At 65.5% G+C, this 13,104-nt stretch carries 9 protein-coding genes; 4 read left to right on the top strand and 5 right to left on the bottom strand.

What is annotated here, in order from left to right:
• The first annotated feature begins 157 nt into the window (after window positions 1-157).
• The 3 genes from FHX37_RS07350 (at window position 158) to FHX37_RS07340 (ending at window position 2,915) form a co-directional block, all read left to right on the top strand.
• The gene (locus tag FHX37_RS07350) at window positions 158-1,552 is read left to right on the top strand and encodes an MFS transporter (RefSeq protein ID WP_141923022.1); all 1,395 of its coding nucleotides are present in this window, start codon (window positions 158-160) and stop codon (window positions 1,550-1,552) included.
• A gap of 186 nt (window positions 1,553-1,738) precedes the next feature.
• Window positions 1,739-2,143, top strand: coding sequence for a nitroreductase family deazaflavin-dependent oxidoreductase (locus FHX37_RS07345; RefSeq protein ID WP_141923020.1), 405 nt, complete (start codon window positions 1,739-1,741; stop codon window positions 2,141-2,143).
• A 388-nt stretch (window positions 2,144-2,531) separates the two neighbouring features.
• Window positions 2,532-2,915, top strand: coding sequence for an RNA polymerase-binding protein RbpA (locus tag FHX37_RS07340; protein ID WP_141923018.1), 384 nt, complete (start codon window positions 2,532-2,534; stop codon window positions 2,913-2,915).
• A gap of 311 nt (window positions 2,916-3,226) precedes the next feature.
• Here the strand turns inward: FHX37_RS07340 and FHX37_RS07335 are convergent, their stop codons facing one another.
• The 3 genes from FHX37_RS07335 to lnt form a co-directional block, all read right to left on the bottom strand.
• Window positions 3,227-4,033: an HAD-IIA family hydrolase gene (locus FHX37_RS07335; protein ID WP_141925093.1), complete on the bottom strand. Its 807-nt coding sequence runs from the start codon at window positions 4,031-4,033 to the stop codon at window positions 3,227-3,229.
• Window positions 4,034-4,289: 256 nt separating this feature from the next.
• Window positions 4,290-4,808, bottom strand: a complete 519-nt coding sequence (locus tag FHX37_RS07330; protein ID WP_141923016.1) for an FxsA family protein — start codon at window positions 4,806-4,808, stop codon at window positions 4,290-4,292.
• A 229-nt stretch (window positions 4,809-5,037) separates the two neighbouring features.
• Entirely contained in the window at window positions 5,038-6,594 is a 1,557-nt protein-coding gene (gene lnt, locus FHX37_RS07325; RefSeq protein WP_246062166.1) for an apolipoprotein N-acyltransferase, read from the bottom strand.
• Between the two features lie 809 nt (window positions 6,595-7,403).
• Here lnt and FHX37_RS07320 point away from each other — a divergent pair.
• Window positions 7,404-8,609, top strand: a complete 1,206-nt coding sequence (locus FHX37_RS07320) for an ABC transporter ATP-binding protein (protein ID WP_141923014.1) — start codon at window positions 7,404-7,406, stop codon at window positions 8,607-8,609.
• Between the two features lie 172 nt (window positions 8,610-8,781).
• On the opposite strand, the gene FHX37_RS07315 is transcribed toward FHX37_RS07320, so the two are convergent.
• Window positions 8,782-9,939 carry an acyl-CoA dehydrogenase family protein gene (locus FHX37_RS07315; RefSeq protein WP_141923012.1) on the bottom strand — a complete coding sequence of 386 codons (1,158 nt, stop codon included), beginning with the start codon at window positions 9,937-9,939 and terminating at the stop codon, window positions 8,782-8,784.
• Between the two features lie 246 nt (window positions 9,940-10,185).
• A complete protein-coding gene (locus FHX37_RS07310) occupies window positions 10,186-13,014 on the bottom strand; it encodes a DEAD/DEAH box helicase (protein ID WP_141923010.1) in 2,829 nt (942 codons plus the stop codon).
• Window positions 13,015-13,104: the final 90 nt, after the last annotated feature.

Below are 13,104 nucleotides of genomic sequence, written 5' to 3'. Positions count from 1 at the left end.
GTATGGCAACCGAACGCTCCTCTCCTCCGGCCGGCGTCGACCGTAAGCAGGCGAAGGAACCGTCTCCCCAGTACCCAACCGAACCAGAGCCACCCGGGTCTCCGGACAGGGAACTCCCTCACTGCAAGCGTCCCGGAGCAGCAAGGATCAACATCGCATGGCTTCTTCGTCCTCCGCCCACCCGGACACCCCTCGTTACGGACAGTTGGGGGAACGCAGGCGGGAACAACGGGGGTGGTACCTGTACGACTGGGCCAACCAGGTGTTTATCACCTCTGTCGTCACTGTCCTGATCGGTCCGTACCTGAGCGGCCTGGCATGCTCCTCGGCAGGGGCACCCTCCACGACCGCGTGCACCGGCGGCGACTACACCGTCTCCCTACTGGGGGCAGAGCTGCACGCGAACGCCCTCTACCCCGCGACGACGACAGCAGCGATCGTGCTGCAGGTGATCCTGCTTCCGATCATGGGGGCCCTGGCGGACCACTCCCCGAACAAGAAACGCTGGTTGTTCTTCCTCGCACTGGCAGGATCCGTCTCCACCACGGGGCTGTTCTTCACGGGCGGAAACCACATCGCGGCGGCCGCGCTTTTCCTGTTCGCCAACGTCGCGTACGGAGCGTCCCTGGTAATATACAATTCCTTTCTCCCCGACATTGCCACACCGGACGAACGCGACCGGGTGTCGAGCACGGGATGGGCGGTCAGCTACCTGGGGGGAGCGCTCCTTCTCACTGTCCACCTGGTTCTGGTGAGCCAGCACCAACAACTGGGAATCACCGAGGAACAAGCGGTACGCGTCGCGTTCGCTTCCTCCGGAATATGGTGGATCGGCTTCACCATTCTCGCACTACGGCCGCTGCGCAACCGCGCCAGCAAGCTCGTCACCGCCTCCCGCACTCCCCAGGTCCGAACCTCGGTCCGCCAGTTGGGGCGGACGCTGCGTGATATTCGCAAATACCCGCAGACTCTCCTGTTCCTGCTGGCCTTCATCCTTTTCAACGACGGGGTCCAGGCGTCGATTCGCTATGCGGCCCCCTTCGCCACCCAGGACCTGGACCTGGGGCAGGGCGTTCTCATGGGAACCATCCTCATGATCCAGTTCGTAGCTTTCGGAGGAGCACTTCTGGTGGCTCTCATCGCCCGAGCCGTCGGAACCAAGCGCGCGATACTGGGAACTCTTGTTGTATGGTGTGTCCTGGTGGCCCTGGCCTATGCCATACCAGCCAACGACCCGGTCCTTTTCATGGCCCTGGGAGCGGGAATAGGAATAGTTCTTGGGGGGACACAGGCGCTGGCGCGTTCCATATACTCACACCTCATACCCAGAGGGAAAGAAGCAGAATACTTCAGCTTGTACCAGATAAGCGACAAAGGGTCCACGCTCCTTGGATCGCTGACGGTTACCATCGCCGTCACGGTAACGGGTGGTTACAGAGTTGCGATCCTTTCTCTCATAGCATTCTTCCTCCTGGGTGGGTTCCTACTCGCGAAAAGCAACATAGCCCACGGGATAAAGGCGGCGGGAAACACGCCACCGAGGAACATATAGAACGCAACCTCCCGGTGGGAACCACTCCATCCCGTTCAAAACGTTCCTTGGCCTTCGGGCAAGAAATGATTTCAGACATGTCCGGTTTCGGCAGTCGGCGCCACAGCACCCTCCGAGCGCGGCAGGGAATCAGCGGCGCCCTGCGAACGTTCGCCACCATGGCTGCGATGGGAAGGTGAGCAAGCGATGTTGTTCGGTGCAGAACATGTCCAGCGGTACCTCGAGACCGACGGTGCTGAGGGACACGACTGGCAGGGGACCACCGCGCTGGTTCTCACCACGACTGGCCGCCGCTCCGGGCAACCACGGAGCACCCCACTGATCTACCAGCGCGACGGGGACTCCTATGTCGTGGTGGCTTCCTACGGTGGCGCCCCCGAACACCCGCAGTGGTACAGGAATCTGGTCGCCCATCCCACGGTGACCGTCCAGGTACGAGAGCAGCGGTTCACCGCGCACGCACGGACCGCCACCCCGCCAGAACGGGAACGGCTGTGGCCGCGGTTGGCGGACGCCTGGCCTGCCTACGACGACTACCAGGCCAAAACCGACCGAACGATCCCGGTCGTGATCCTGGAACCGACAGCGTGACACCTCCGCGCCGCAGGGTTCGCTTCGGGATACCCCGCTGCCGGCGGGGGGAGGCTACCGGTGTGCGCGTAACCGGCATCCTCGTTAAGCTGCCGCTCCCGCGGCCGGATGGTGACAAGTTCCCCGTGACGGACGTGAGGGGAGCAGGCCAGGGCTGCCACCACCAACGGGACGCAAACATCCCGTCAACTCTTTGGCGCAGTGAGCAGTACCGCTTCTGGATCCCCCACCGTACGGGGAAGATACACAACGTATAGCGATGTAACGGGCCGGCCGCACGTGACAGGCTATTATCGCACGGTTGAACCGTTGATGTCTGGGAATCTTGACACGGACCGACGCGTTACACCCATGAACACCGCAATGAGCGCCTGGAGGCACGCACACGATGGCCGAGCGAGCACTTCGCGGCACACGGCTCGGGGCTACCAGCTACGAGAACGACAGAAACACTGACCTGGCACCGCGCCAAGAGGTCACTTACGACTGCCCGCAGGGTCATCGCTTCTCCGTCACGTTCGCCAGCGAGGCCGAGATTCCCACTAACTGGGAATGCCGTTTCTGCGGCGAGAACGCTCTGATCGTGGACGGGAACGAGTCGCAGGAGAAGAAGGCGAAACCCGCACGCACCCACTGGGACATGCTGCTCGAGCGCCGGAGCATGGAGGACCTGGAAGAGGTACTCAACGAACGCCTGGAGCTGCTGCGCGCCCGCCGTCGGGAAGAGGCGGAACACATGCAGGCCATGGACGAGGAGCGTCAGAGCGCCTGAGAATCCTGCCCGTGTTCCCATAGTCCAGTCGGGAGGTGGCTTGTGATCCCCACCTCCCGACTGGACTGTGTCCCACGAGCAGGACCCGCCGGAAACGCACGGAACCTCGCTCCCGGGGTCCACTGTCCCGGTGCGCCGCTCGTGGGGATCACTGAGCGCGCCGTGCTGTTCCGGCGCGGGGGTCTCCCGGAACCGGACGGCAGCACGCCGCACCCGGTGTTCCCGGGACGCCCGCGCCCCCAGCGCCACCACCGAGGCTCGGCTGCGTCATCCCGGGAGCAGACGCCCGAGGGTACCGGGCCGCGGTCGTCTCACTCGCTGCTACCGGACTGTTCGGCACGACAGTCCGCCCCGTTGTCCCCGAACGGGTCGAGGGTCCTACCCACGAGTTCACCCACCGATCCCAGCACACGGGTCGGACGGTAGGGGAACAGGTCCGCGGTGTCGTGCCCCGATATCCCGGAGAGCACGAGAAGGGTCTGTAGTCCCGCCTCCAGGCCGGAACGCACGTCCGTGTCCATCCGGTCCCCGATCATCAACGTGTTCTCGGAATGGGCACCCAACGCCCGCAGGGCGGAACGCATCATCAACGGGTTCGGCTTGCCGATGTAGTACGGAGCCCGCCCCGTCGCCCGTTCGATCAGTGCTGCCACCGCCCCAGTGGCGGGGAGGGACCCCTCACGGCTGGGGCCCTTCTCGTCGGGGTTCGTCGCGATGAACCGGGCTCCTCCTTCCACCAGTCGGATGGCACGTGTGATCGCCTCGAAGCTGTAGGTGCGGGTCTCCCCCAGAACGACGTAATCAGGATCCCGGTCAGTCAGCACATACCCGATGTTGTGCAACGCCGTGGTCAGCCCTGACTCCCCCACCACGTACGCCGATCCGCCGGGGCGCTGCTGCTGCAGGAAGCGGGCGGTGGCCAGCGCGGAGGTCCAGATCGCCGACTCGGGGATGTCCAGCCCCGTGCGATGCAGCCGGGACCGGAGGTCACGAGGGGTGTAGATGGAGTTGTTCGTCAGCACCATGAAGCTGATGCCGTTTTCCCTCATCTCGGAGATGAAGGCGTCCGCGCCGGGGACGAGGGACTCTTCGCTTACCAGCACCCCGTCCATGTCCATGAGGTAGTTCCATCGGAATTCGCTATTCACACCACGGATTATCCCGCGCGGAGGGACAGGAGCACACCCTCCCGTTCCGCTGGTGCTCACCCCGTCGAAGCACGCCCGGCGAACCAGTGCCGGCGGTGGACCGCCCCTCGCCCCCGTGGCTCCGCGGGACCGTCAGCCAGCGGGACGGGCCACGCAGCGAACATGACGGTTCGGAAGGCACACACGTCCCGAACGGTGACGGGGAACGGTCGACACATCAGCAGCGTCAGGAGTCGTCACCCGTAGCGCTGGACTCGTCCTCGGAGACCACTCGTCCGCGTACGACGCGTCCGCTTCCGGGAGCGCCGTTGGTGTGGCCCGGACCGGTGGCCTCCTGCCGTCCCGGCACCGCTGACTCCGCGTTCATCGTGGCCCGCATCCGGGCCATACGGCGCTCTGCCCAGGCCGTGAACGCCCACCGCAGTGCGGGCCGCGTTACGGGAAGCGCCACGACGGCTCCGAGGAGTCCCGTGAGGAAGCCGGGGACGAGGAGGAGTATCCCGCCCACCATGACCATCAGCATCTCCAACGGGCCGTTCTGGAGGGACTTTCCCGTGCGCATCGCCTCCTCCACCGCACGGTGCGCCCGTATCCCAGCGCTGCGCAGTACAACAGCACCCGTCGCGCTCAGTCCGAACAACGCGAGGACGGTCCAGGCCGCGCCGATCTGTTGGCCGACGACGACCATCAGCCACACTTCGACGAACGGGAGCGCCATGAGCGCGATGACGATTAGCAACGGCATGGGAACCATCCTCGGGATTTCCTGTCCTCCAACGACACGCCTACCGTGAGTTCCTCCTACACCCGGAAACGCCTCGGATCGGCTATTCGTTCCTGTGGGTGGGAACACCTTCGCCGGTACCGGCCGTGCGCCCGGACGGTCCGGACGGGAGAGCACTGCTTCCCTGTTGGTGTGTGGCTGTGGCAGGTGCCCCGGCTGGGCGGGAAGGACCGTAGCCGGCGCCGTTCTGCTACTCCTGCCGCGAAACCTCGCCCGTCACCTGGTGCTTCCTCCTGATGGTACTCACGGCGGCGGCGACGAGTGCGCCCACGCCGAGTGCGCTCAGTGCGGCTTCCGGAAGGGCACCGAGTCTGGTGGCCAACGTTTCCCCGGCCATGGCCGGAAGGTCGGTGACGTGCGTGTCCGGCTCGGCTTCGGGCGAACGGTACACAACCGTCCCGTCGGGGGCGACCACGGCGCTGACCCCGCTGGTGGAGGCAACCACCGCGGGGCGACCGTGCTCAACCGCGCGCAACTGGGTGATCGCGAGCTGCTGGTCGGGTTGTCCGGTGAAGTTGTAGTTGGCGTTGTTGGTGGGAACCACGAGGATCTGACCCCCGGCGGCCACGGACTCCCGTACCGGTCGGTCGAAGACGACGTCGAAGCAGATGGACGCTGCCACCGTGGTTCCGTTCAGGCTCAGCTTTCCCGGCTCCTCTCCGGGGACCGCGTCGCTGGTTACCTGCTCCAGCCGGGACACGTAACGGGTCATTACCCCCCTGAACGGAATGTACTCACCGAACGGGACCAGGTAACGCTTCGTGTAGTAGTCTCCGGCGCCCGTGTCCGGTTTCCAGACAACACTACGGACCTCGCGCTGGGCACCACCGTCCTCGTACTTGGTGATTCCGACGAGGAGGGGCGCGCCGACGTCACGGGCGGCATCCGCTATCCGGGACGCTGCGGTCGGGTTGTCATAAGCGTCGAGGTCGCTGGCGTTCTCCGGAAGGATCACCATGTCCGGCTGCTCCACCTCCCCGGACCGTACCTGCCGGGCGATCCTGTGGACCCCCTGCATGTGGTTGTCCAGCACCTGCATGCGTTCGCCCAGGATGTTCTCCTGCCCCGGGGCCGGGACATCCCCCTGCACCATTCCCACGGTCGCTGTGTGATCCGTTTCGGGAGGCGCGACGGACGGAAGCACGGGCCCCAGGGCGGGGATCGCGACAGCCGTCGCCAACAGGCCGACGACCGGGATGACACGTCCTCCGCTCCGCTCGTTCGCCCTCCGGAGCGTTCCACCGAGCAGGCGCACCGCACGCGGGACGGCCGCTGCCAGGAGCGCTCCGCACAGTGCCACGCCGAACGTGACCAGCGCTGAGGAGCCCACCGCGGCGTACCCGGTGAAAGGTGTGTCGGGTTGGGCGAAGGCGAGTTTTCCCCACGGGAAGCCACCGAAGGGGAAGCGGGCTCGCACCGCTTCCTGTAGCACCCACAGCGCCGCGGTCCACACCGGCCAGCCGCGCAGTGGGACGACCCATGCGATTCCGGTCGCCAACGGCAGGAAGTACAGCGTTTCAGCGGCGGCGAGCGCGAGCCACACGTCGACGCCGAACACGCTCTGCCAGTTGACCAGCCACACCATGAGCGAGGCACCGCTGACGGCCCCGAGCCAGGCGGCACGGCGGAGTCGGGTACCGGATACCGCGAGTACGAGCAGTGTGGCGCTGAGGGGTCCCAACCACCACAGTCCGTAGGGAGGAAGCGCGAGCAGCTGGGCGGCTCCGGCCCCTGCGGCAGCCAGCACACGGCTGACGAGTCGGAGGTGTTCCCGGCGTGGGAGGTGGGTCCCTCTGTCTGGCAGGACGGCAGCAGCCGTCTCACGTTGCGTGTCGCCAGCGACCACGTCTGACTCGCTTCCCCCGATACTGGGGGGACGCGGAAAAGGCCCGAAGCACCCTTCGGACCGGATCCGTCTCGTCGGCTGCGAGCGCGGAGACCGTTGTCTACTGGATGTTCGGGCCTTTTCCGGGTCCAACCCCCCGCCCGGCCGCGAAACCCGGTCCTTCTCGAACCTCCGACCGCACCTGGTGCGTGGCGCGACGTGCAGTAAGACAAGAACCGAACCGCTCGACCGGTCCGTCCAGTGTTGGACTGGTCAGTAGGTTACCCAGAGATCCCGCGATCCGCTGCAACCCCTACGGCACGTGTCGAAGCGGTTTCCAATGCTCGACCGAGCCACGTGATCGCAAGGGAACGAGCGGAGCTGGATAACCAACGCCAGACTAACGCACCGGTCGAACGCATGCCAGTCCACTCGAGCCCCCATGGGCCAAGTTCCTGGATCTGCGCTGGTGACAGGGCTGAACGAACACGGCACGAACTTTCCGCGTTTCTCCGGCTCCGGAAACGCGGCCTCCGCGCCGCCCTCCTGCGGGGGTTCCGGAGCACTGCAAGCACGAGCGCAATGTGATCGAAACTGCGCAAGGTATCGACATTTTCGCTCACATGGTGTGTGATTTTCCGAAACATCAATCAATACCGATCAAGATCATCGACATCCCCGGAGCTGCCTGTCCCGGAGGGCGCAGGTACGGGTCCAGACCAGGAGCTGCTATGGCAAAGATCGTTCTCGACGGCGTCGACAAGGTCTACCCGGGTGGGGTCCAAGCAGTCGACAACCTCGACCTTGAGATCGCGGACAACGAGTTCATGGTCCTCGTCGGCCCGTCGGGGTGTGGCAAGTCCACAGCTCTGCGGATGATCGCCGGCCTGGAGGAGATCAGTGGAGGCGAGCTCTTCATCGGGGATCAGGTCGTCAACGACCGGCCTCCCAAGGACCGTGACATCGCCATGGTCTTCCAGAACTATGCGTTGTATCCGCACATGACGGTCGAGCAGAACCTTGCGTTCGGTCTGAAACTGCGCAAGGTTCCCAAGCAGGAGATCCAGCGACGGGTCCAGGAAGCCGCTGCCATGCTCGGCATCGAGAGCTACCTCAAGCGAAAGCCCGCGGCCCTCTCCGGAGGCCAACGCCAGCGGGTCGCCATGGGACGCGCCATCGTACGGGAACCGCAGGCGTTCCTGATGGACGAGCCACTGTCCAACCTGGATGCCAAGCTGCGTGTACAGATGCGGGCCTCGCTCAACCAGTTGCACGAGCGTCTCGGCGTCACCACGGTTTACGTCACCCACGACCAGGTGGAGGCGATGACGTTGGGAGACCGGGTCGCCGTCCTCCGGGATGGGCGCCTGCAACAGGTCGACACACCCAAGAACCTCTTCGACCACCCCGTCAACCTGTTCGTCGCCGGGTTCATCGGTTCGCCAGCGATGAACTTCGTTACCGCCGATCTCGAGCGGGACGGTGACACCGCGGTGTTGAAGTTCGCCGAACACAGGCTTTCGGTCCCTGTCGAGACGTTCTCCGCCCGCCCTGGCTTGCGGGACTACATAGGCAAGCAGATCATCCTGGGCATCCGCCCGTCCGACTTCAACGACGCTGCCTTCTCGACGAACACCAGTGCCACGATGGAGGTCACCGCCGACGTCACCGAGGAGCTCGGAACCGAGATCAACGTCATCTTCAGCATCGACGCTCCCCCGGTACAGCACGAGGCAGCTGCTGCCCTCGCCGCCGACGCCGCCGGTGACGAAAGTGAGGGAGAAAGCTCCGCCCTTCCCCTCGCCGGCGACAAGTCGGTGTTCACCGCACGGGTGAGCCCCCGCAGCTCCGTGCGTCCGGGGCATCCCGTCAAACTCGCGGTGGAGGCAGCCGAGCTGCACTACTTCGACAAGGAGAGCGGGCTCAGCATCAGATGACCCGCGAAGCCAGCTGGTTCCTCCGGATGAGGCTGGTGGCCAGCTGGCACTGCCCACGGATCCCCCTCGCCCGGCGTTGGGATCCGTCCCCTCCGGCGCCGGCCCCGCCGTCCGCTCGCCGCTGGGAGGCTCCCAGCGGCGAGCGGACGGCGGGTGCTCTTTCCTTCCGGTGTCACTGACCCGTGCCCGCGTTGGCCAGGTGACGGCCGATGACCAACCGCTGGATCTGGTTCGTGCCTTCCACGATCTGCAGTACCTTGGCTTCCCGCATCAGCCGCTCAACGCGGAACTCGCGGGTGTAACCCGCCCCACCCAGTACCTGCACCGCGTCGGTGGTGACGCGCATGGCCGTATCGGTGGCGAGCAGTTTCGCCATCGCCGCCTGCTTACCGAACGCGCTGCCGCGGTCCTTGCGCCGCGCGGCAGCGAGGTAGAGCTCCCGCGCAGCCTCCACCTGCGTCGCCATATCAGCGAGCATGAACTCCATACCCTGGAAGTCCCCGATGGGGTGACCGAACTGTGTCCGGCTCCGGGAGTACTCCAGTGCGGAGTCGAGAGCGGCCTGCGCCACCCCCACCGCGCACGCGGCGATACCGAGTCGCCCGGAGTCCAGGGCCGCCAGGGCGATCGTGAACCCCTCCCCCACCTCACCGACCACAGTCTCCGCCCTGGCGTCGTCGAACCGCAGGGCGGCGGTCGGTGAGGAGCTCATCCCCATCTTGTTCTCCGGGGAGTCCGCGTGCACGCCGGCGGTACCGCCTGGTACGTGAAAGCAGCTGATCCCACGCGCCGCGGAGTCCGGATCGCCGGTACGGGCGAACACGGTGTAGAAGTCGGCGACTCCCCCGTGGGTGATCCACGATTTGGCGCCGTGTAGGTGGTATCCGTCCTCGCGCTCCTCGGCCCGCGTGGACAGGGCGGCGGCGTCGGATCCCGAGTGCGCCTCGGACAGGCAGTACGCCCCGAGCGTCCCCCCGCCGAGCATCCCCGGCAACAGGCGGGCGCGGTGCGTTTCCTCCCCGAACTCGGCCAGTGGGAAGCAGGAGAGCGTGTGCACGCTGACTCCCAGCCCCACGGCGAGCCATGTCCGGGAAAGCTCCTCGACCACCTGCAGATAGACCTCGTAGGGCTGCCCTCCGCCTCCGTAGGCGCTGGGATAGGGGAGTCCAAGCAGCCCCGAGCCGCCGAGGAGGGAGAACACGTCTCGCGGGAACACGCCTGCCGCCTCGTCCGCCGCGACCCGGGGAGCGAGTTCCTTCCTGGAGAGTTCTCCGACCAGGTCCAGAAGGTCACGGGCCTCGCTCGTGGGCAGAGTCCGTTCGACGTGCATACCGCTCCCTCCGTTCCAGTACGACCCCGACCGACCACCGCACGGTTAGTAGGTCGTCCAACTATCTGGTTAGGAGGACTGTATCCCACTATGTGAACAACAACACGTTCGACCCCGGCCGAAAGGGTGCCCACCGGACCTGGCACGGGGGCCAGGCCCGAGGCACGGCCGTACCTGGCCGGGATCCGGTGGGCGCGGACCGGGCCGGGGGAAGCAGGGGCTGGCCCCGGGAAGCGCCGGCCCTGTTCACACGGACGAGTAAGCCACCACCCCACGCTGGACCGCGTCCCTGGCACGGCGGGCGTTCCGCCGCAGGTTCCCGTCCTCGGGAGCCGCATCGGCTATCTGGCCGAGCATGTCGATCAGTTGTTTCGTGGCACGCACGAAGTCCCCCGCGGACATGTCGGCCTCCATGAGGATCCTGTCCAACCGGTCACCGCGGGCCCAACGGTAGGTGCTCCAGACGAACCCCTGGTCGGGTTCACGGAGGAAAGAGACCTTGTGGTTGCGTTCGATCTCGTGCAGCTCGCCCCAGAGGCGTTCCATCTCCAACAGCGTCTCCGCCGAGTCGCCCTCCGGAACCCGGGGGAAGGCGTCGTCGGAACGCCGTGACTCGTATACCAGGGACGACACGCACGCTGCCAGGTCGACGGGGGCGAGTTCCTCCCACAACCCGCGGCGCAGGCACTCGGCGACGAGCAGGTCCAGCTCCGAGTAGACCTTGGCGAGACGTTTGCCTTCCTCGGTGACGGTGTCCCCGTCGAGGTAGTCCAGGTCCTGCAGGACGCCACACACCCGGTCGAAGGTGCGCGCGATGACATGCGAACGCCCCTCGACCCGGCGTTGCAGTCCGTCGGTGTCCTTTTTCAGACGGAAGTACCGCTCAGCCCAACGCGCGTGATCCTCCCGGTCCGGACAACGGTGGCACGGGTGTTCACGCAGGGCACGGCGGATCCGTGTGATCTCCGGATCCTCCCCTTCCTTCTCTTTGGCGGGGCGTTGGGGCTGCTCCACGCTTCCCTCCTCGACCTTGTTCCGCAGCGTGGCGGCAAGGTCACGGCGGGACTGTGCGGAGCGCGAGGAAAAGTTCTTGGGAATGCGGATCCGGCCGGCCGGTTCGACAGGTACCGGAAAGTCGGCCGCCTTCACCCGTTTCACCTGGCGGTTGTACGTCAGAACCAACGGAGCCGGCACGTTGCCCCGCGTCCCGGGATCGATGACCACGGCGAACCCCGTGTGCCGCCCGGAGGGGACCCGGATAACGTCTCCCGGTTTCAGACGTTCCAGGCTACGCATCGCCTCGTCCCGGCGCTGCGCGCTGCGTCCCTTGGAGGCCTGGGACTCCCGGTCGCTGAGCTCGCGACGCAACGAGGCGTATTCCATGAAATCGCCGAGATGGCACTCCGCGGCTCGGGCGTACCCCTCGAGCGCTTCCTCCTGCTTGTGCAGCTGCCGGGTCAGCCCCACCACGGCGCGGTCCGCCTGGAACTGGGCGAAGGAGGACTCCAGCATGTTCCTACTGCGTTCCCGGCCCACTTGCCCGACCAGGTTGACCGCCATGTTGTACGAAGGCTGGAAACTGGAGTTCAGCGGGTACGTGCGTGTACTCGCCAGGCCGGCGACGCTTTCCGGATCCGTCCCCGGCTGCCATATGACAACAGCGTGGCCCTCGACATCGATACCGCGACGCCCGGCCCGACCGGTCAGTTGCGTGTACTCCCCCGGAGTGAGCGTGGCGTGGGTCTCGCCGTTCCACTTGTCCAACTTCTCGATGACGACGGTACGCGCCGGCATGTTGATTCCCAGTGCCAGGGTCTCCGTCGCGAACACAGCCCGGATGAGCCCGCGTTGGAACAGGGACTCGACGATCTCCTTGAAAGTCGGGAGCATTCCGGCGTGGTGGGCGGAGATCCCCCGCTCCAATGCGTGCAACCACTCATGGTATCCCAGAACGGCCAGGTCGGATGGCGGAATATCGGCGCACTGGCGCTCCGCGTACTCGCGGATCTCCGCCGCCTCCTCCTCCGTCGTCAGGGTCATCCCGGTGTACATGCACTGACGAACGGCGTCGTCGCACCCGGCCCGACTGAAAATGAAAATAATGGCGGGGAGAAGTCCTTCACGGTCCAGCTCGTCGATGATCTGTGTCCGGCTGGGCGGTGGGAACTTCGTCCTGGGGCGGGGGCCTCCACGCGTACGCGCCTGTGGGTGGCGACGGCGGTGTTCGAGCTGCGTTATGCGCTCGTCCTCCTGGGTCAGTTTGATGAGCCGAGGATTGACCCGCATCTTCTGGCCACCGACCACAACCTCTACGTTCTTTCCGGATTCGTTTCCGTTCCGGCGGTCGCGTTTGCGGGTGCGTTTACTGCTCGATCCCTCCGCAGAGGAGTCCTCCACCGGGACGAAAAGGTCATGGATACGCTTTCCGGCCATGACATGCTGCCACAACGGAACCGGGCGCGTCTCGTCCACGATCACCGTGGTGTCACCGCGCACCTGTTGCAGCCACTCTCCGAATTCCTCGGCGTTGCTCACTGTCGCCGAAAGCGCAACGGTGAGCACCGACTCGGGAAGGTGGATTATGACTTCTTCCCACACCGCCCCGCGGTACCGGTCGGCGAGATAATGCACCTCGTCCATGACCACATAAGCCAAACCGCTCAGAGTATGCGAGCCGGCATACAGCATGTTGCGCAGGACCTCTGTGGTCATGACCACGATCGGCGCCTCTCCGTTGACACTGTTGTCACCGGTCAGCAGCCCGACCCGCTCAGCTCCGTAGCGGCGAACCAGGTCATTGTACTTCTGGTTGGAAAGTGCCTTGATCGGTGTGGTGTAGAAACATTTGGCACCGTATCGCAGCGCAAGATGGACCGCGAACTCCCCGACCACGGTCTTTCCCGAACCGGTAGGCGCAGCCACCAGAACACCGTGCCCATTCTCCAGGGCCTTGCAAGACCGTTTCTGGAACGAGTCGAACTCGAATCCGTAAAGCTCCTGGAAATTCTCGATAGTCTCACTGGACTCGGCTTGGCGGCGGCGGAACTCAGCGTACCGCTCGGCGTGGGTACTCATATAAGTCAAGAGTAGGGCGTATGACAGCATGACGCAGCCGCTACCTGCGCGGGGAACCCGGCACAGCGAGCGCGGACCTCGCGGGAGGCC

It is taken from the genome of Haloactinospora alba, from assembly GCF_006717075.1.
Taxonomy (GTDB): Bacteria; Actinomycetota; Actinomycetes; order Streptosporangiales; family Streptosporangiaceae; genus Haloactinospora; species Haloactinospora alba.
The sequence above is the reverse complement of the archived record's forward strand: the minus strand, read 5'-3'. Positions and strand labels throughout refer to the sequence as shown.